The organism is Novosphingobium indicum (assembly GCF_014645195.1).
GTDB classification, from domain to species: domain Bacteria; phylum Pseudomonadota; class Alphaproteobacteria; order Sphingomonadales; family Sphingomonadaceae; genus Novosphingobium; species Novosphingobium indicum.
This window is the reverse complement of the sequence record NZ_BMLK01000016.1, coordinates 15748-35552: the sequence shown is the minus strand read 5'-3', so window position 1 is coordinate 35552 and position 19805 is coordinate 15748. Positions and strand designations below refer to the sequence as shown.

At 57.0% G+C, this 19805-nt stretch carries 20 protein-coding genes; 10 read left to right on the top strand and 10 right to left on the bottom strand.

Going from position 1 to position 19805, the window contains the following annotated elements:
• Positions 1-206: 206 nt before the first annotated feature.
• The 5 genes from IEX64_RS16215 to IEX64_RS16195 form a co-directional block, all read right to left on the bottom strand.
• Positions 207-1049, bottom strand: a complete 843-nt coding sequence (locus IEX64_RS16215) for a DUF7146 domain-containing protein (protein WP_098108371.1) — start codon at positions 1047-1049, stop codon at positions 207-209.
• Between the two features lie 285 nt (positions 1050-1334).
• Positions 1335-2627: a DUF8535 domain-containing protein gene (locus IEX64_RS16210; RefSeq protein ID WP_098108370.1), complete on the bottom strand. Its 1293-nt coding sequence runs from the start codon at positions 2625-2627 to the stop codon at positions 1335-1337.
• A gap of 914 nt (positions 2628-3541) precedes the next feature.
• On the bottom strand, positions 3542-4810 hold the full coding sequence (locus tag IEX64_RS16205; protein WP_098108401.1) for a replication initiator protein A: 1269 nt from the start codon (positions 4808-4810) through the stop codon (positions 3542-3544).
• 194 nt (positions 4811-5004) lie between these two features.
• On the bottom strand, positions 5005-6033 hold the full coding sequence (locus IEX64_RS16200) for a ParB/RepB/Spo0J family partition protein (RefSeq protein ID WP_098108369.1): 1029 nt from the start codon (positions 6031-6033) through the stop codon (positions 5005-5007).
• Positions 6030-7235 carry an AAA family ATPase gene (locus IEX64_RS16195; RefSeq protein ID WP_188821199.1) on the bottom strand — a complete coding sequence of 402 codons (1206 nt, stop codon included), beginning with the start codon at positions 7233-7235 and terminating at the stop codon, positions 6030-6032. Before IEX64_RS16195 ends, IEX64_RS16200 begins: the two co-directional genes overlap by 4 nt.
• Before the next feature lie 233 nt (positions 7236-7468).
• Here IEX64_RS16195 and IEX64_RS24460 point away from each other — a divergent pair, with 233 nt between their 5' ends.
• On the top strand, positions 7469-8311 hold the full coding sequence (locus IEX64_RS24460; protein WP_229710486.1) for a lytic transglycosylase domain-containing protein: 843 nt from the start codon (positions 7469-7471) through the stop codon (positions 8309-8311).
• On the opposite strand, the gene IEX64_RS16185 is transcribed toward IEX64_RS24460, so the two are convergent.
• From IEX64_RS16185 to IEX64_RS16165, 5 genes are all read right to left on the bottom strand, one after another.
• A complete protein-coding gene (locus IEX64_RS16185; RefSeq protein WP_098108366.1) occupies positions 8301-8588 on the bottom strand; it encodes a hypothetical protein in 288 nt (95 codons plus the stop codon). The two genes, IEX64_RS24460 and IEX64_RS16185, sit on opposite strands and share 11 nt — an antisense overlap.
• Positions 8589-8622: 34 nt before the next feature.
• The gene (locus tag IEX64_RS16180) at positions 8623-9729 is read right to left on the bottom strand and encodes a helix-turn-helix domain-containing protein (protein ID WP_168176417.1); all 1107 of its coding nucleotides are present in this window, start codon (positions 9727-9729) and stop codon (positions 8623-8625) included.
• A 647-nt stretch (positions 9730-10376) separates the two neighbouring features.
• The gene (locus tag IEX64_RS16175) at positions 10377-10595 is read right to left on the bottom strand and encodes an antitoxin MazE-like protein (RefSeq protein ID WP_141521631.1); all 219 of its coding nucleotides are present in this window, start codon (positions 10593-10595) and stop codon (positions 10377-10379) included.
• 84 nt (positions 10596-10679) lie between these two features.
• A complete protein-coding gene (locus IEX64_RS16170; RefSeq protein WP_098108363.1) occupies positions 10680-11174 on the bottom strand; it encodes a hypothetical protein in 495 nt (164 codons plus the stop codon).
• Between the two features lie 108 nt (positions 11175-11282).
• Positions 11283-11636, bottom strand: a complete 354-nt coding sequence (locus IEX64_RS16165) for a hypothetical protein (protein WP_141521630.1) — start codon at positions 11634-11636, stop codon at positions 11283-11285.
• Between the two features lie 402 nt (positions 11637-12038).
• Between IEX64_RS16165 and IEX64_RS16160 the strand changes: the two genes are divergently transcribed.
• Genes IEX64_RS16160 through IEX64_RS16120 form a run of 9 tightly spaced genes read left to right on the top strand, consistent with a single transcriptional unit; the run spans position 12039 to position 19777 of the window.
• Complete coding sequence (locus IEX64_RS16160) at positions 12039-12362, top strand: hypothetical protein (protein WP_098108361.1); 324 nt, start codon at positions 12039-12041, stop codon at positions 12360-12362.
• 58 nt (positions 12363-12420) lie between these two features.
• Positions 12421-12705: a type IV conjugative transfer system protein TraL gene (traL, locus tag IEX64_RS16155; protein ID WP_098108360.1), complete on the top strand. Its 285-nt coding sequence runs from the start codon at positions 12421-12423 to the stop codon at positions 12703-12705.
• 1 nt (position 12706) lies between these two features.
• Entirely contained in the window at positions 12707-13270 is a 564-nt protein-coding gene (locus tag IEX64_RS16150) for a type IV conjugative transfer system protein TraE (protein WP_098108359.1), read from the top strand.
• Positions 13267-14067, top strand: coding sequence for a type-F conjugative transfer system secretin TraK (locus IEX64_RS16145; RefSeq protein WP_098108358.1), 801 nt, complete (start codon positions 13267-13269; stop codon positions 14065-14067). Before IEX64_RS16150 ends, IEX64_RS16145 begins: the two co-directional genes overlap by 4 nt.
• Positions 14067-15380: a TrbI/VirB10 family protein gene (locus IEX64_RS16140; RefSeq protein ID WP_098108357.1), complete on the top strand. Its 1314-nt coding sequence runs from the start codon at positions 14067-14069 to the stop codon at positions 15378-15380. The genes IEX64_RS16145 and IEX64_RS16140 overlap by 1 nt, the downstream gene beginning before the upstream one ends.
• A gap of 8 nt (positions 15381-15388) precedes the next feature.
• A complete protein-coding gene (locus IEX64_RS16135) occupies positions 15389-16192 on the top strand; it encodes a DsbC family protein (protein WP_098108356.1) in 804 nt (267 codons plus the stop codon).
• Entirely contained in the window at positions 16192-16848 is a 657-nt protein-coding gene (locus IEX64_RS16130) for a hypothetical protein (protein WP_141521629.1), read from the top strand. The genes IEX64_RS16135 and IEX64_RS16130 overlap by 1 nt, the downstream gene beginning before the upstream one ends.
• Before the next feature lie 5 nt (positions 16849-16853).
• Positions 16854-19418: a type IV secretion system protein TraC gene (traC, locus tag IEX64_RS16125; protein WP_098108400.1), complete on the top strand. Its 2565-nt coding sequence runs from the start codon at positions 16854-16856 to the stop codon at positions 19416-19418.
• The gene (locus tag IEX64_RS16120; protein WP_188821196.1) at positions 19415-19777 is read left to right on the top strand and encodes a hypothetical protein; all 363 of its coding nucleotides are present in this window, start codon (positions 19415-19417) and stop codon (positions 19775-19777) included. The genes traC and IEX64_RS16120 overlap by 4 nt, the downstream gene beginning before the upstream one ends.
• The last annotated feature ends 28 nt before the right edge of the window (positions 19778-19805 follow it).

Genomic DNA, 19805 nt, shown 5'->3' with positions numbered 1-19805 from the left:
TCCTTGGGGCATCTGCGGCTTCGCAGATCACCCCACACTCCCCCCTCTCCTCTTTTGCTTTCGATGCGTGTTGAACGATTTGGGTCGGCTAGGAACCAGGGATGTTCGCCTGCCGTAGGCCGGCGAGCGATTGTTCTGTGCGGATGCCGATTTTGTGTTGTCGGATGTACGCGGCTGCGAGGATACGTGACCGCGGGCAATGATCGTTAGGGTCGTTTCGGCGCGATGATGTCGGCCCAATCGTTGAACCCATCGGGGCATGGAAGCATGTCGATGGGGACATCTTCGGTGCTGCGTTCCGCAATTGCCGTGTTGGCCAGGGAGATGGCTTGGGCCTGATTGTCCGGGAGCAGTGTGATACCCTTGATGTGGCTTGGAGGCGTGACGATACTAAAGTTGCGCTCGCCAAAACATGTGGCGCCAGGCAGCGCTTTGATCTGTTGGAAAGCGCAGGCCGTCTCGAAACCTTCCGCAAGATGGAGTTTCGTACCGGGATGATAGCTTGGCCAGATACCGCCTCGGGAATTGCCCAGCATCATTCGTGCGGTCCGCTCAGCAGTAGTGGGATCGAGAAACTGACGCTGGATTGCGCAAAGTTGGCCTAACCTGAAAACGCCTACGATGAGTGCCGGGAGGTATTGGACGTCCCTCCCCTTCCCCTTTGGGCAACGCGGATGAAAACGGACGTCTTTGGGGATGAACGTGATGCCCCGGATCTCCTTCAGGTAACGCTCGGCGAGTGTTCCACTGATCGGCCCGGCTTGCTCCCAGATCTGCCTAAATGAGGTATTGGGTAAGCGGTGTGGAGCGACCGTTGGATTCTGGTCCTCTACCGATCGCCCGAGGACGCGGCGGATCGATGACATGACTGCTTGCCCGGAACAGCCGGCAAAGCAGTGGACGAGGATGGACCGGCGGCCCTGCTTGATGCTGAGGCTGGGCTTCCGGTCATTATGCGCGGGGCATCTGCACAAGGCGTAATGGCCGTGCCATTGGCCGCCGAGACGTTTGACAATATCCAGGGTTTCCGATGTCGGGTTGTGCGTCACGGGATCTTCTCCTCAAATTACGCCCTTCCCTTTCCTCGCTTCCCTCAAAAGCTGTTGCAGCGTGGTACTGCTGCCAAACCGGCGTAGTACATCTAATTCTAGAAAATTTCTCGTGAATACTATATTTATGCATTGAGCCATATTTTATATATTTTGAGTATTTGGGGATAAGATTGGTTAATAATATTTAATTACAGGGGTGTTGCTATAGAGGTGTCTCCAAGGCTATCACCCAACATCCACATGGGGGAGCCCTGTTTCTCTCACGAGTGACGGGGCTTCATTTTAAGCATCATCTATCATCTGTTCTAGTGATGCCATGACATCGCCATTTTCGAGATCACGGACATCCAATGTCATAGTCCGGTGAAACTCCTCGAAACGTTTGCGTTCAAGGGCTTTCATTTCAAGGTATTGTGGGCTTCGCTCCCTGAGGAGCTGGATCGCAAAGTCAGCCTCGAGCCCTGTCCTGTGATCGAGAAATGCCACGATCGCGTCTGGTCTTACCATCCCGGCATGCGTGACGACGTCGAATAGCGGTTTTTTGACGGCTAGTTCGACACGTTTGCGGCGCATCTTGTATTGAAGCGTGGTGAGCGTTTCAAGGAGAACGCGATCACTATGCCGGTCGACGGGTATGAACCTGTTTCCCTTGAACACTGGCTGCGCGTAGGCCCGTAACGGCAGGTATCCCTCACGCGGATTGTGTTCGCCGATTACGACCAAAGCGATGAAGGGTGGTTCGACCTTGGCGCGAATGATGCCGGTGTGCTGTATGCGATTTCGAATATCGAGGTCGCCCAACCCCGTGTGAATGGTCGTGCCTGAAATGGCATGAGCCTCAAGGACGAGAAATGCCTGTGGTGCATGTCCTTCGGGCCAGGCGCGTTCCGCTTCGCGCAATCGTGCTTGTACCCGACGGGATTCCCATTGCTTCACGTTGAAATAGAGATGATCCGATAATTTGACGTGGGGCGCGATTTCAAAACGTTCGGCCGCGGCATGAAGACGAGCGAATTCATGGTTCAACCCGTGATTAGGTGATCCGTGCGGAGGAAGCGGGGGCAAGACATTTGTGTGTCCCGCCTCCAGAAGCATCCACATCAAGCGACCCAGACGTGGTATGGCAACTCCGCGACTGCGATCGTCAGGATCATCCTCAAGCGGCTTCTGGGCTAGTTTTTCAGGCGCCTCTTTGTGGGCTGAGAAGAGTCCTTTGGGATATTCGATCTCAAAAAGGCTGTCGTTTGGGCGTTCGCGAATCCTGTCAGGTGAAGGGGGGAGATAGAGAGGGCAGCGACGATGGTGATGCGGTCTGCCGGTGAGACGGCGGAGGTAATAGGTTTCAGCTTCCGACAGATATGCCGGGCTGATGAGCGGAGGTGGCTGCTCGTGGCTCAAACAGTCGCAGGCGATCCATTGAGCGTTTTCTCGAGCGGTGACGACGAGAGAAACAGCCGCTCGATGATCGGCGTCGGAACCGCTTCCAACGTACCAGCGCACCAGGGCGCTGCGTAAGGCCTCCGGTATAGCAGTCCGGCTTTTGAGGCCATTGGTGTCACGAGGTACGATCCACACGGTTTCCGATCCCGGGAAATGCAAGCCGTTCCAAGTATGTTCTCATATCAAGGAAAGCGGTACTGTCCAAGGCTCGAATGGTTGAGGGCTGAGGAGGTTGATGAAATGCTGGGGAGGTGATTGTTTGCAGGAGCCTCCTGCCCTGCCCTAACAATGCGTTGATGTGCTGCAGGTAGGAGAATCTCCTTTCCTGATCTCATATCGAAGATCCCGCCGCAGGCGGAATGCGCGTTAGTGGTGTTAAGGGTGAAGTTAAAGAGTTAGCGGCATTTCCCAGCGCAGAACTTGTCCAGAAAACCGGCGAGTCGCTGGTTGTGGACAGATTCTGAAAACACGTCGGATTCGATCTGAAAGTACGTTGCGGCTGATTTGAAAACACGTCGATCCGCATCTGAAAGTACGTTGGCCAAGGGCGCGGTGTGGATAACTCAGCCGGATGTCGCGAGCATGATGGCTTATGATGTTGGAATTGCGGCGGATGTATGGGGTGTCTGGCATCTGCGAAGGCTTGAGGAACGTGTTTTCGGGAACGTGTGTCAAACGTCGTATCGTGTTTTCGGGAAGGTCGATCTTCTCGATTCTCGGCGGTTCATGTCGGGTTGGCGTGGTTGTTGACATGAATCGCGGTGTGAACGCGCGAGAGGAGGCATAAGCGCCTCAATCGCGCGCATTTTGGCGATCTATTCCACGTTCGAGTGATGGCTCCGTACCTTTGAATTAGGCAGGGAAGGGGGCCTAACACACTGTCTACCTTCGACGGCGTTGCAAAGGTAGGCGCGGGCGGATCGATGAATTGTCCGATTCCTGAAAACACGTCGGCGCGATCGTGGGCCAGGCATTTGCGTGGGGAGGGGCCCGGGAGGGCAGAGGATGAGGGCAGCGGTCTCGTGTGCAGGGCGAGAGGCGCGAGACGTTTAACCTTGTCGAAGTTGATATTTGTTGCGCTCGTGATGCTTGCGCATGAACCCTAGAAAGCGCTTCGAGTAGTTGTGCGGCAATTCCTCGGGATTTGCGTTGAGAAACGCGTCGAAGGTTTTCATCATAACGTCGAGGTCCCAGCCAGGGCACTCGGTTCTTATGGCGTGGTATACGCCTGGATCGAGTATTCGCTCTGCTCGGGTGGTGGCGCTGCGTTTCCTTTGGCCCGACGGTTCGCTAGAGGCCGCTCCTGCAGGAGTTTCGAGGTCGTTTGCCTTCAGCAGGTCGGCTACGTTGGCAATCACGTTTCGAGCGGCTTCGACACTCACAAATTCATTATCGGGTGCATCTGAAGTACGTTGTTGTGCAGGACGCGAGACGGCGGTGCGCTCGGGTTCAATGGCCCGGGAAGCGGAGCGCAGGGCAGGGGGCTCTTGATCATCACATGGCGGCTCCTCCTTGAGGAACTTGCGCATTACCATCTTGAGTTTTGGCCTTGCGGTGTCGGGATCGATGACCTCAAGGCTAATGTCTGGAAGGCTGTTCGCTCTGGCGAGCTCGATAATCTTGTTTTTGAAGGAGGGCAGCGAACTTTCGCTGCCGCTCTTTTGATGGAGTGTTTCAAATCCGATCGTGAAGCCGTTTGCTCCGTTGCCGCCGGCGTGTTTTCGGCTCGCGCGATAGAGCCACTTGCCAAGACCGCTGGTGATCTCGAAGTAGAGAGGAGAGATGGCGAGGATGTTGCGTTGGTCCATAATGCCATCAAAGAACCATTTGGACAGCGTGATTTCCATCCCGAGCGAGCGTTGCGTGCGCTCGTCAACAAGATGGGTATAGCTGTCGATCCAGGAGAATGTCGTTTCGCGGGTCTTTGAGTTCGCGCGGATGTTCGTCTTGATGGTCGTGGCTTGAAGGCGGTCCAATGCCGCAACCAGGCGTTCATAGGCACGGCCGCTCACACCCCAGCAGATACGCTTGAGGAGGTCGCCAGGTTGGATGCGGATCGAAGGGGAGAGGTCGTTTTCCCCTCGCTCGCGCAGCTCATTAAGGTGCGAGGCGAGGTAGATCATGATGTCCGCGTCCCAGATCGTTGCCATGCCGTATTGAGGATTGGCCGAGACGTTGACGCGAACGGATTTGTCGGGGCTGACGTAGTCGATAGGCTTTAGCCGCTTCCTCTTGGAGAGGCTGAAGAAGGGTCGCTGCATTGTCTCCTGATAGTCGCGAAGGGATATGTCGCTGAAATCGGGCAGCGTGAAGAACATTTCGAACTGGACGGGCCTCCCGTCTATGATCGTGGTTGTGTTCTTGTTTGACACTGCGTGAACCTATCTGAGGAGCGGCGTTTCCCACGCGTGGGAAATTCAACGTATGTATATGAAAATCAAGACGAAACCGTGCAATTTTGGCGTTCAAAATGTCGACAAGCGGTGCCGGGAATGCCGTCAATGTCGAGGCGCTACGAGGGCGGCGGTAATTGGAAAATTTTCGACTGTTCGATCAGCGGCTTGATTGCGTCGAGAATTTCATCCGCGGACAGGGTGCTTGGCTTGAGCGTAATCGTAAGGCCGGTTGAGCGATCACGGTCGACCTGGCCGATTGCGACGTCGCCCGACTGGATGACGGTTTTTGTGTTGCCTCTTGGGCGGTTGGCCGTAGCTTTAATAAGTCGATCGACGACGGCGCTGCCTGCAATGGGCTCTTCGTCACCGGACTGACGGAAACTTTGCTCTGCGGCAATGGCCTTAGCTGCTTCTTCCATCTTGTGGCGTTTGGTTGGATCGCGAAGAGCAGGAAGGATCTTGTCAGCATGACGGACTTGCAGGTCCATCGGCGAATTGAAGGCGGATACGATGATGCTGGGGATTTCGGTCAGGCTGATGTAGCGGGCCAGCATCGATTTTGAGACTTTGATACGCTCGGCCATGCGGGTCTGGACGCCGCCATAGTACGTATCGACAGCGAATTTGTAATTTCGTCCGCGCTCGAGGTCGGAGATATCTTCGCGTTCGCGGTTCTCAATGTCAGCGAGACGAAATGCAGCTTCATCGTCGAGATCATCGATGATGCCGACAAGATCGATATCGGGGTAGTGGTTGGCGTTGAGCCAGGAAACTGCCCAATGTCGCCGGGTGCCGATGATCAATTCATAGGGCAGGGGGGCTTTTGGGGTACGTCGAACGACTACGGGGATCTTGTTTCCGTTCTCGGCTTGAATGGATTCGATCAGGGTTCGTAGGCGGTCTTCGGACAGTTCTTGATAGTCGCGGGCGTTGCCCGGCCAGATCGAGCATTCCGCGGGCTTGAGCTTGATGGTGGGCCGCTTGACCATGCGCGATGCTTCGCTGAATGCGTCAAGACGCTTCGCGGTAAACGTGGTTCGTTGCTCCGGCGCTGTGGGGGCCGCTGGTTCGCTTTGATCGGTGGCCGCTTCCGGAGTGGAGGCCAAAGCCTCACCGATAATTGATCGACGGCGGGGACGGCTCATGCTGCAATACTCCCGGAATCGTCCGTCGTTCGTTGCATCGCAAGATTCTTAGAGGGCCATTGTTGGCGAATTTGTTGCAGAACCTCGCCAAAGACCGAATCAAGGTTGTCGCGGCAACGCTGATATGTCGCAGTGGCAGCCGATGGCTTGCTTTCGTAGATCGAGCGGAATGCTTGCGTAGCGTTCTTTATTTCTTCTGATGACAGAATGGGCTGGCTCAGGAGAAAATTGGCGTAGGTCGCTTGCATCATCTGCAGCATTTCGTGTTCGCCCGGCTTGCCAGGGTTGAAGGCGGAGCACACAATTCGAATGAAACCGTAGTCGACTGGCGTTCCGTGGGAATCCAGGATCTCGAGATTTTCAGCGATCGTTTCCATGAAGTGTATGGTCGAGAGGTAATCGAGTTGGCGGGCAGGCACTGGAATAAGGATGCCCGAGGCAGCTGCCATTACGTTGAGGCCCAAAAAGCCCATGGCTGGCGGAGGATCGAGTAGGATGACGTCGAAATCTTTGATGACCGTCTGCAGGCCGATCCTGAGCCGTTGAAGGCTCTCTCGAACAGCTTGGCTTCCTTCGGTAAGTGTCGAAGTGAGATCCCATTCAGCGTCCTGCAGGCCAAGACTGGAAGGGACAATTTTGGTCGTCGGCCAAGCGGTGTCGTGAATTGCCTTCGGGAATTCATCGAAGGTACTACGAGGCGATAAAAATTCGCCTAGAGTACATTCGTCGTCGAGGAGCGATTCGGGTTGGATGTCGAACATTGTGGTCGTGGATGCTTGAGGATCGCAGTCTACCACAAGAACACGATAGCCATGCAGTGCTAGATAGTCTGCAAAGTGCTTGGTGATGGTGCTCTTGCCAACGCCGCCTTTGAAATTCTGAACTGCAACGACGACAGCATCTTCATCGGACGCTTTACCGACTTCGATGCCGAACACCTTTCGGATATGTGTGAGGTCATCGATTGTATAATATCGACGAGCGTTCCCCAGCTGCTTGGGCTGCGGCAGGCGACCGTCTTTTTCGGCTTGCCGGATAGCTTCAACAGAACGCCCGACCAGTTCGGCGGCAATGCCAGGACCGAACGTAAGGTTGAGCACTTTGGTATTTTCGGGTTCGAATGCGATCTGTTTGACTCGGTCGCGCATGTCCTCGCACGAGCGAGTCAGAGCGCGAAGTGTTTTGACGGTATACGATGGCATGGATGAACCACTCCGGCCTGATTCGAGAATTTCGAACAACTTTGATATTCATGCCAGTATTCAGCGTCAAATGTCAAACTGCTGTTCAAAATAGCCCGATTTTGCAAAGCCGCGACATCAACCGCTCGTGTTCTCAAAGGCTCGCAGCGAACAAACCGGATTGATGTCAGTTCGGAGGGGGTGTAGGCCATCGCGGCGATACCCACAGCCAGGCTTTGGAAACGAGGTCTGATGTGAAGACGTTGACGATTATGACGGCCCTGGCGTGTGCTTTGGGGTGGCTAGGGTCTGCCCAGGCTCGCGAAGCCGATGTTCAGACATTCTCAGGGCAACCGGTTGGCTTTCAATTGCTGCAGCCGGGCAACACGCCGGCGGCGGAGGTTCGACGTGAAAATGATCCGTCCGCATCTGCGGGACTGAACCTTCAGTCGGAGTTTCTCGGATTTGGTGATGATGAATTGCCGAGTCGATCATCTGCGGGAGACTTGGTGTATATACCGTCATGGATGCGTGGCGGCGGAGCCGGGGTAACTGGGGATTTTCCAGCGCGGCTCTCCGAAACCCAATGTGGTCAACGCCAATATCGGGCCTACCCGGGGTTGACGGCAGAGCAGCAGGTACGGCGAGCCAGATTTTTCGAACGGATGGTCACGGCCGCCTGCAGCGCCGGCGTACCCGTAGATTTGTTTGATGCGCTCATCGTCCAGGAAAGTCGCTATAATCCGGCGGCGTTAAGTCCGAAGGGTGCAACCGGCTTAACTCAGCTTATGCCAGGCACCGCGCGGCTTCTCGGCGTTGCCGATCGGTGGAATGTCTCGGACAATCTCGAAGGTGGGGCGAGATATCTGCGGCAGCAGCTCGATGCGTTTGGAAATTGGGCACTGGCGCTGAGCGCCTATAATGCCGGCCCTGCCAACGTGCAGAAATATGGCGGTGTCCCGCCATTTCGCGAGACGAGGGCCTATGTTCGTAAGATTTTGGCGTCTATCGAGCAGCACCAGCAGGGTCGTGGTGATGAACCGGTCGGAACGCGCGTGCCAACTCGATCGGTGATGCTTGCTTCGTTTATCCCGTAGGTTCGATGTTCCAAAAGACGTCGAAGCCGACATGATAGGCAAAATACAGCGCAATGAAGGCGATTACGGGTGTACCAAGCAGATAGTTTCGTTGCCATCGCAGCCATATCTTGGGCAAGGCGAGGGCAATGTCGAGGCGGGTGGCAAAAGAGGGGCGCCATTTTCCTTGAAACAGGTCGAGAAACGTGGCTACCGCGGCAAGAGCACCGCAAATAAGCGCCATGCAGCCAACCGCGATGTAAAGGGACGTCCAGGCTATGAGCGCTGCTTGGTTCATGCTTGAAGTGTAGTCCCAACTCACGCAAATATCATTAACAAGCAACCAAGGGCTTGTGTTCCGCAGTTCTCCTGCGCGCAAATACAGTATGCCCGATGTTTAAATCGCCGTCGGCGGCTTTACGGACTATTCCGCGCATATAGGCATCGGCTGATTTGTGAATCTTACTCTCCGCCACGAGCTGGCCTGTGATGAGCAAGCACAGTGTCGTTGCGGCGATGCCTAGCGCGGCGACGGAGGCATCGGCGATGTTGTTGGACACGCCTATGAGCCGCGCCAGTTCGTGTGGTGTCGACCGGGTAGGACCATGACGCAGATTGATCAGATCGTGCGTGAAGGGAAAAAGCCAAGAAGTCTCACGCCACGAAAATCCGCTTCGAATGATGCCGTAGGGATCTTCGAAACCCGGTTTAGAGGTATCCCCTAAAGACCTTGAAGCGGGAAGGGAGCGGCCGTCGTGCGCGTACTCCTCTTCTGCCGAGCTGCTACTTTCACCTTGGTTTGTTGAATCGTTGTATTGGTAGTGGACGGTATCGTCCGGTCTAGTGGACGACTCGTCCGCAAAATCGGGGCAACGGATCGCAGATTGCAGTAGCTGTTCTACTTCGAGCAGGAAGTCTTCAGCATCGGAGCAAATGGCCTGAAGCTCGGCTATGTCAGCGTTTCGTAGCTGGTCTCTTTGCGCCCTTAACATTCCGAGTTTTTGCTCTGCCTCGTTCGCCCACGAGCAGTCGGTTACGCTGCGAAGGAGAGTTGAGGCTGACCGCAGTGCGTCTGTGGTTCGCCTAGGCAATTCGATTCTCTTCATCCTCAGATGTTCCTCGGTCTGAACGAGGTCCTCTATCGATTTCACGAGGATGCGCAGGGGGGCCAATGACCATCCAGATCCAATCGGCCCGCTTGCCGTTCGACGATAGGATCGATGCCCATTGCCCTTGGCGCAGAAGGGGATGATCATGCCCCAGCGCGCCAATTCGCGCAGCACACGCCTTGCGTTCTGGATGTTCCAGCGGTCTTCGAGTGTTTTGTTGCTTGCGCCCATTACCGGACCTGCTGGAGCTGACCAGTCCTGTTCATGGGCGCACATGAGGCAAAGCTCATAGAGTTTACCCCAGGTGTTTCGCGTGATGGGATGGGTCACGCTACCTCGTTTCGCAAGGTAATTCAGCGCACAGAGCAGTCGTGCTCGAAGTGGTTTGTTAGGGGTTTCGAGGTTGTTAGCCGCGTTCCTCAAACTTGAATACACGAGTGCCGCCCATCGAGATCTGTCCGCCGGCGTGAGCAACTCCGGGATCTCGGTAGGCAGCCGATCAGCGAGTTTAACTAAGTCCCCGATCGCACTGGAATGACCGCGATACGCACTTGTTTGGTGGGTCGTCACGATTCCGGCCGGACATATGGCAATACTCATTCGTTCGCTCCCGCGTGTTGCGAGAGACGGCACAGACGCGATCATACTCCGCGGCAGGCGCGGGTTAGATCTTGTAGAATGCGAAGGTGAGGCGTATTTTCGGACGTGAACTTTTGGCGCTGCCCGCCTTTTCAGGCGGAGGCCTCATCCTTCCAAGGGCCCGGGCCATGCCTGGGTCTTTTTTGTCTGTGCTATCTCCTCCTTCGTGGACCAGTGAAGGTCGGGCATACGCCCGGCCGGGCTTGGCGTACCGTTGGAGCGCAGCAAAACGCTGCGCAAAATCGGTTGCGCCAAAAGGGTTGGACTGGTAAGGAGAAAGTGACTGCTTTTCCCACCAGTGGGTTATGAAAAGGGCTCGGCGCCAACCGAGCCCTTTTTCATTCTGGGTTGCGTTGAATTGCTACATCGTCGTTCTGGTGCCTTTCTCGATTAAGGTAGGAATTGATGACGTTGGTAATGACAGCGTCACGGCTTACGCCGTCCCTTTTCAATTCGTCGATGCTGTTGATGAGGCTCGCGGGCAGCCAGACTTCCAGTGGCCTCAGGCCGCGGTCCCGCATGCGCTGTCTGTGCGTTGCCTTTCGGTCGATCGCCATGTGGGTACTCCTCTCGGAGAGGAACGTTACGCGGCTGTTCCTAGGGACGGGGAGGCTGAACAATGGCAGGGCCGATGCACAGTGTCAGGCGATCGGAGTTTCCTCTCGCTCTACGACCCGCGCGTGGTGAGCGCAGATTTGTTCTGTGATCTTCTGCGCGTGGGATCGGCAGAGGTTTCTGCGTATCGGTTTGAAATCACCCCGGACCGCAGAGAGCTGCTCGTTTAGAGCGATTCCCAGTTCTTCGGTGTAGGCAGCGATCGTTTCGCAGCATGGATCGAAATAGGCCTGCGGATTATTGAGGACTTGGACGGCGACCATCGCTCTTAGGGGATCAATGCCGAGGCAATCGTAGACCTGCTGCAGTTCGGTAACGCTTATTAGGCCTGCCTCGATTTTCTCGAAGAGTTGTCGTCGTAGCCGGTCGTTCACGACGCCTCGTCGTTGCAATTCGCGCAGGCTGACATTCTGGCTGGCCATCGCTTCTCTGATGATCACTGCATACCCAAAGCCTGCGCTGGATCGTGGGTTGGTTTCGGCGCTCTGCTCGTCGGCGTCCATCCGAATCAACTGGCCCATATGAATACCCCAAAGTGTGGTTTCATTGAGCCGTATGGGACTGACTCCTATACGGCCAATGCACTTGCATTGCTGTTATGGGAGGAAACAGAGGATTTTGGCAAGCCCTCAATCAGAGAGTGTCACGAGCAAGCAGCAAAAGATTACCGTTTCTCGGGCGGAAACAGGAAAATCCACAAGTTCTTGAAGCCGCTTACGAAAGTGTTCGAATTGATCTCTCTTGTTGGCATGCAGCCTGAGGAAAATCTGGATATCACCATCAAAGGGTGCTCCAAGACGTAATTCTTCAATGGCTTCGAAAGGGGGGGCGATATCAGTCGATATCGTGTAGTTTATAACGCCGGACAGGGTTTCATATCTTAGATGACGGCGGCTTAATTGCCGAATCGCGTTCAGTGTCATCGCAAATGCACTTTCGTTTACCCGCATCTTATAGACGGTAACTCTTGAATCGCTGTTCACGGATCTGGAGGCCCCTGCTTATCCCGAGCCGCTGGTAGCACTGGAACTGGCGGTAGATAAGCGCCTTGCTTCGAGCGCTGAACGATGTGGTTCGGCATGGAACGATGGGTCGGAGTATCCGTAGGTCGACCTATGTTCGCCTCGTGAGGCGCACAAAAGCGCCAGGCGAGGGCGCATATTGTTCCTTGTGGGGGCAAATAGAACCCGGAGTGGAGACTGCGTGACTCCAGGTGGTGCCGCAAGCAACCGTGCAGGGTGCCGAATCATGCCCGATTTCATCAAATAGACCGCCTTCATTTAAGAAGTGGTTACAAAAAGGACGGGGCGTTATTGATCGAGCGCCGGGTCTGTTCCGTGGTGTGTTCGCGCAGATGCGCAGGATTACACGGAAAGGTACTCTTCATGAATGCTCTCAAAGTGGAAGCTGCCAATGTTGGCAAGAATATTGCCGTCGCGGCCGGCTTGGTGGCGCTTGCGTCGGTGGTCGGTGTGGAAATGGCGTTCGCCGGCACGGACGGCACCTTCGATACGGCGCTGACGAAGTTCACGGACTTCCTCGAAGGTTCGGGCGGCAAGATCATCACGGTGCTGTCTCTCGCCGGCGGCGTTGTCGGTCTGGCTTCGGGTCGCTTCTCGCTCGGTCAGGTCGCGATTCCGGTCGGGGTCGGCGTCGGCGCCGGCACCGGCGTGCCGATCGTCACGTCGACTGTGACCGCCACCATCTGAACCAATTTCATGGGCCGCACGTCTCCGGCGGCCCATGAAATCTCCTCGGGGCGGTCTTATGGATCAGTATAGCATTCCCAAGCATCTCGACGACCCGGAGCTTATTGGCTTTTGGACGCTCGATGAATTCCTTGTGATGGTTATCCCTTTCACCTGGGGGATTCTTAGCCAGCACATCGTCATCGGGCTCGCCCTGTCAGTGGCTGCCTGGCTGGGGTATCGCAAACTTCGAGCCGGTCGCTCGATGCACTGGGTGCTGCATGTCGCTTACTGGCATCTGCCGGGCGGCTTCTTTGGTCTGAAGGTCGCCCCGCCCTCTCATCTTCGGGTCATGGCGGGCTGATATGGATCTTGCTTTCGCACACGAGCAATCGCAGCGGGCACTCAAGCAGCGAAATCTGCTGGCGATCGCTTGCCTCGTACTCTTGCTTTCTTGTTTCGCGCTTCTGACGTTCGCGAGCCGACGTGATCGCGAGGTCATTCTTCAGCCTGTCGTGCCCAAGGAAATGGCGATTTCGTCCGCGGGCGTTTCGGCGGACTACCTGGAAGCGGTGACGCGCGACGCGGCACTCCTCACTCTAAATCGATCGCCGGAGACGTTGCAGTACTGGATGGATTCCATCCTCAAGATTACCGCTCCAGAGGCTCGCGGGCCGTTGAAGGCGGAACTCGCGAAGATCGTCGAGGAGCAGCAGGGCTCCCAAGTCACCCAGTTCGTGACGATCGACTGGATACGGGTCGATCCCGAAGCGCTGACCAGCGAGGTCGGCGGCGTTCTGCATACGGTTGTCGCTGCGCGCGATGTTCGCAGCGAGAATCGCGTCTTCCGCTTCACATGGAAATACGAGGGTCTGAGCCTCAAGCTTCTCGGTTTTGGCGTTGTTCTCAAGAAGGATGAAACCGAATGACGAACGTCTTGGGCCAATGCGAATTGGTCGCGGGAGCGGCGCTGCTCTCGTCACTCGATTGCCTGGCAAAGCGCTCCTTAGGAGCAGTGATCTTGGCGCTAGGTTTGCTGTCTTCGGCACCGGCTCTCGCCGATCAGACAGTTTCCGTCGCCGACAATGGAACCGTGCAATGCGATGCCTCTAAGCAGGACCTCACGAGAATCTCGCTCAAGGACGATGAATTCGCGTCGGTCTCGAAAGTATCGAGCGGCAATCCCAATGAGGACTTTTCAGTCGTTCACGAAGCGACCCGAGGTGACATCTACTTGTCGGTTCCCGAAGGCTACGTTCGCACGTCGTTGTCGTTCTTCGGGACGACGAAGAAGGGCTTCGTTTACAAGTTTGTTTGCAGCGTATCCGGCGCCGAAGCCAAACAGGTGTTCGTCGCCAATGCGGAGATCAACAAGCCCAAACGGGAGGCGATGGCTCTGAAATCGGGCTTGCCACTCGACCAGCAGGCGGTTGGCTTGGTGCGCGCGATGTTCGAGCAGAAGCCGGCCGAAGGTTTCGAGATCCACGATCGGCCGCATGCGCCTGTCAATGTCGGTAATCTGAAAGTGCAGCTCGTCAGCGAATACGACGGCTTGTTGCTGGCGGGCAAGGTGCTGCGCATCGAGAACACGGGAAGCGAGCCCGTGCTTTTGGGCGAAGACCTGATCGCCTCACGCGGCGCTGTCGCGGTGAGCATTTCCAACCCATCGTTGGCCCCCGGCCAAGCGACAGGAGCCTACGTGGTGGTTCCTGCAGGAGAGCTATGATGGACATTTTCAAGCGCAAGGCCAAGGACGTCGAGGGGCAACGGGGCGGCGAGTATGACGCCGTCGAAGATACCGGGCTGATCTCCGAGAATGCATCGGCGGAGCGGCGTCAAAAACTCATCCTCTACGGGGGCGTTGCCGTCGTGGGCCTTTTGGCGATGTACTATATTCTGGGCGGGAGCGGCTCGAAGTCGACCAAGAATGTGATAGGCGACGCCAAGACGCAGGTGTCGACCGACGCGATCATGAACCGGCAGATGGCCGATCGTGATTGGATGACGATGTACGACCAGCAGCTCAATTCGCAGGAGAATCAGCTGAGGGGCGTCGATAAGACCGCGACGCGGGTCGATCAGGTCCAGGATGAAGTGCAGAGCCTTCGTCAGGAAAACGAGCAAATGAAGGCGGACGCGACGCGGGTCTTGGAGGCCTATCAGCGCGAGAACGATCAGCTGAAGGGGCAACTGGACAGCCTGCAGAAGTCGGCCCCTTCAGCATCGGCGCCTGGTGCTCTCGCATCGGCGCGTGCGCTGGGCGTATCCGGCGTTCAAGCGGGTACAGGTCGCAGCAATGAGGTGAAGCTGGTTTCGTTTGATGGTGGCAGTCCGGGTCCTTCGGGTGACGCAAAGAGGATCGAAGCGGGCGGAAAACAGGCGGCAACATATACAGACAGCCCAAATTTCCTGCCGCCTAATTCGATAGCGACGGCCAAAGTCGTCGTCGGCGTTGACGCGGCAACAAACGTTCACAGCCAAAGCGATCCTCTGCCCGTTCTGCTGCGGATCACCGGGCCTGCGCGGTCGGTCTTCTCGGACGGGAAACTCTACAGGACGCAAGTCCAAGGCTGCATGGTCAATGGGGCTGCCTACGGAGATCTTTCCTCGGAGAAGGTCTATGTGAAGCTGCAGCGCATGACCTGCCCGCAGCCCGGTGGGCGCTTCGCGGTTTCGGAAGTGAAGGGCTTTATCTCCTTTGGAGGGAAAGTCGGGCTGCGAGGGCGCGTTGTCAGTCGTGAAGGGGGGCTCATTGGTCAGGCGTTCCTGGCCGGGCTCGCGGGTGGCTTCGGCCGCGGCTTCTCCGCAAACGCGAACTCAATCTTCAGCGGCGCGAACGTCAGTGTCAACGGCCAGCGCCAGCAGCTTTCAACAGGCGACATCGTCAAGGGCGGTCTTGGTGAAGGGGTGTCGAAGGCCGGCGATACCGTATCCGATTATCTGATCGAGCGGGCCGAGCAGTATCAGCCGGTCATCGAGATGCCCACCGGCGCCGATGTCGAGGTGGTGTTCCTTGACGGCACCTTCATTCGAAACTGAGGTGGATCATGTACAAGCTGGCGAAATTTTTGGGCGTGGCTTTGCTCGTAGTGGCGGGAGGCTCCGCCGTTTACGCGATGAGCGGGGACGATGCGTCGCTTTTGAAGACGCTTGCAGAGCGTTTGCCCAAGACGAAGATCGCGGCGGTTGATTGCGGCAAGATTCCTGGATTGTGCGAGATTCAGGCGGGGTCGAACCTATTTTATACGGACCGGGGCGGCCGCTTCCTTATCATCGGCCGAGTCTACGACATGGAGACCCGGCAGGATCTGACCGCCGCGCGGCTACTGGAAATCAGCCCGGAAACGATCGTTGGGGGGGCAGCGAGAGCGAGCGATCCGGATGCCGACGCGGGTAGTTCTTCGCAACCTGGAGCCAAGGAGGTGGCTGCGCCCGCAGAGAAGGTGTCGCTTGCAGGCTTGCCGGCGTCGGGCGCCATTACATGGGGTTCGGGCAGCCGCACTGTGACGGTCTTCAGCGATTTTCGCTGCGGGTATTGTAACCGTCTGCACCAGACGCTTGCGGCGATGAACGTCAAAGTGGTCGAACGCCCAATTTCTGTACTGGGCACACGGTCGATTTCAGACGCGGTGATCTGTTCAACCGATCGGGCGAAGGCTCTGCAGAAGGCTTACGAGCAGGAGCCTCTGGAGGCGAGGAAGTGCGACACAAGCGGCCTTGATGCAAATGAGGCTTTTGCTCGCAAGAACGGATTCTCCGGGACGCCGGTCATCGTCCGCAGCGACGGAGCAGTGGTCCATGGCTTCAGGCCGCGCGAATTTCTCGAGACATGGTTGAAGGGAGCGAGCTGATGGCCGCGATAGCTTACGCTGCCAAAGGCGGTATGGCCGTTCTTGCGCTTGTCGCGCTCGCCGGCTGCACGTCGCTTGGGACGAACGTCAAGGGCTCGTTTCGATGCGCGGCGCCAGACGGCCAGTGCGCACCGTCGATGACGATCGACGATCAGGCGCTCGCTGAAATCGCCACGGGAAGTGCGGACGGCTTCGTCTCACCGGCAGGGCCGTACAAAGTCGATGACGGTAATTTGGATCGTTCGCACATGGCTGATGCGAAGGCGGCGGCGTCATCCGCGCCGATGCAGGACAACCAGCGATATCAACTTTCGGTGGTGTTTCCGGCCTACACTGATGGGGCCGGCGTCACGCATGATCGCGCGGTCGTGAAAACGGAGGTCGGTTTGCCGGGCCGGACGGCTAGCAGCGTCGAGCTGGCTAATCGTGGCCGCGAGGGAGGGGACTCGCGAGGCCTGTTGGCGGCGGCTGAGAGCGCGCCGCCGCTGCTGTCTTTGGTTCGCCCGGCAACCGAGCCGGAAAGCGCGCTCGTCACCGCCGGTGACGCTGCACCAAAGGCGCGACCGGAGGCCATCGATCAAATCAAGGCCGAGGTCGATGCCAAGCTTGCCAAGCGCGCGCGCCGGCAGGCCGCATCGTTCCCTGCGCAGGAGTGAATTCGATGGGCATCATCGAAAACTTGACCGAACTGATGTTGGGCGATCGGCGAAAGCCGGAACAGACGATGCGGCCGGCATCGATCCCGATGTTGTCGAATTTCCTGGGATATCGTTCTTACGACGACGAAAGGCAGCTCTTCTACCAGGTTCGGTCCAAAGGCTTCGTGCTTGAACTGGCGCCGTTGATCGGCGGCGATGAGCGGACAGCCGAGATGGTCGGTACGATATTTTCCGACGTTCTCATGCCAGGGTGTGCGTTTAGCATTGTCAATTATGCCAGTCCGCGCATTTCCGAGAAGCTTACTGAATGGGTGTTGCCTCGGATCGAGGCGGGCGGAGTATTCGGCACGCTCGCACGTCATCGAGCGGATAAGCTGCGGTCGGGGGCATGGAAGAGTCTCGCGAGTGACGGGCCATTCAATTTGCGAAACTTTCGCGTGTTGCTGTCAGTCGGTGCGCCGGATGGTTCCGGACTGAAAGTTGAGGACCTGCTGACGATGCGCGAAGGCGTCGTTTCGGCTCTCGATTCCATCAATGTGCCGGTGCGACATCTGGGCCCTGTGCACCTTATCCGCTTTTTTGACGAGATTCTGTGCGCGTCGACAGGGGCGGGAGATGATGCGCCTGGCTACAATCGTTTCGATCCGATCAACGAGCAGTGCATCCGGCGCGACCTTGTGACGCATGTCGAGAAAGATCGGTTGCTTCTCCACGCGCAATCTTTGCGGCCTACCGGGAATGTCGTTGACGGCGTGCCGGAGTATGACGATTTCGTTCCGGAGCGGTTTGACGTTCGAACGATGTCGATCCGCAATTTTCCCGATCGCTGGGCACCATGGGACACCCAGAAGACCATCGGCGATATCTTCAACCCAAAGCTCTGCCTGCCATGTCCTACGCTTCAATCGGTCTGCGGCGTGATTCCGGGCGTCGAGGCATCCGAGGCCAAGGCAGGGTTCAAGTTCGCGCGCACGCAATCGCTGTCGGAAGGGCAAGGCGTCAAGCTGGTTCCGAAGATCAAGGATCAGGCGGCCGAGTGGCGCATGGTCCAGGACCGGGTGAAATCGGGCGAGAAGTTGATCCGTACATACTATACGCTCAGTATCATTGCGCCGCGTGGGACGGCCGAAACCGCCGAGCGGCTTGTGAAGGGCATGTACAAGGCGGCCGGGTGGGATCTCATCGACGAGACCCATATTCAGCTCCCCGCGTTCATGTCGCACTTCCCGCTGATGATTGCTGACGGTTTGCAATCCGATTTGGAGCGTATGAAGCGGTTTCGCACACTCTTGTCGTCCAACGTGGCGGCGATTGCGCCGCTTCAGGGTGAATATGTCGGCGGCGAAATTCCGCATGTGCTTTTCATCGGTAGACGGGGGCAGCCTCAGTTCTGGTCTCCATTCCAGAACAAGGCGGGCAACCACAACGTGGCCATCGCGGGAAAGTCCGGCTCGGGAAAGTCCGTGCTTCTGCAGGATCTGACTGCAAGTCTTGCCGGTGTGCGAGCAAAGGTCATCGTGATCGACGACGGACGGTCGTTCGAGCACATGGCAAAGGCGTTGGGCGGCACATTCAGCGAATTCAAGCTTTCGTCGGGGATCTCCATCAATCCGTTCCGGATGATCGACCAAGAAGTTGCTGAGCAGGATGAGGATTACCTCGTGGACTGCATGGCGATGCTCAAGGCGATCATTGCCCAGATGGCGCGGAACGAGAACAGGCTGAATGATACCGAGCGGGGCTTGATCGACAGAGCCGTCAACACGGTCTGGACCGAGCACAACCGGGACGGCACGGTTGATCATATCATCACCGCGCTCGAAGGAGAGGCGCACCACTACGCGCGGGACTTGGCGACGTCGCTGCTGCCCTTTTCGCAGCAAGGGACATATGGCCGCTTCTTCGTCGGCGACAACAATCTCGATCTGACCGCTGACCTGACGGTGTTCGAGCTTTCCGATCTCGCCTCGCGCGAGGAATTAAGGGGCGTAGTACTGACGTCGATCATGTTCGTTGCATCACAGACGATGCGTCGCATGAGCCGCTCGATTCCCAAGGCGCTGATGATCGATGAAGCCTGGCAGATGCTGAAGGGCGGCGCCATGGCGGATTTCGTTGAAACCTATGCGCGCACATGCCGCAAATACGGTGCGTCATTGATCACCGCGACACAGTCTATCAATGACTATTACAAGTCCGACGGATCGCGCGCTGCCCTCGAGAACTCCGACTGGTTCGTGATCCTGCAGCAGAAATCGGAGACCATCGCCGATTTCCGCAAGTCCGATCGATTTGAGATGTCGAATTACACAGAGGCGCTTTTGCGTTCCCTGAAGCGCAACGGCGTCGAATATTCGGACGTTTTGGTTCGCGGGCCGGAAACCGAGACGGTTTGCCGCCTCGTGCTCGACGCCTTTTCCGCCTCGCTCTACTCCTCAAGTCCCGATGTCTTCGCGAAGATCGAGGACCATGTCACTGCCGGATATCCGATGGCGCAGGCGATCGAGATGGTCGCATTTCCGAACCGGTATGTCGTCGAGGATGGCCTGCGGGAGGCAGCGGAGTGATGGCGTTCGCAAGAACTGCTCCTCGCCCGAACGCGCAGGCCAGCATTAAAGCGTTCGCGCAATCGTTTCTCGCCACTGGCTTGAGGCTGCTCGGTTGGGTGTCGGTCAACGCTTTGGTGGCGGTCGGTGCAGTCACGATGGCGCTGTGTGCCGTCGCGAATTTCTCGCTCGAAGGCTTCATGCATCAGCTGGCCAATCTGTCGTCGCGCTACATCACGGCCGATGCAGCCCGGCAGCATCAGTTCGATGCAATTCTCCTGTGGGTGCTGGCAGTCGTGTTCGCACTCGCTGGCATTTTTCGCCGGCAATCACTGGCGCACATTCTCCTGAAGGAATTTGACGATGACACAGCGAGTTAAGCGAGGTCTTGCAGGGGTCCTATCATTG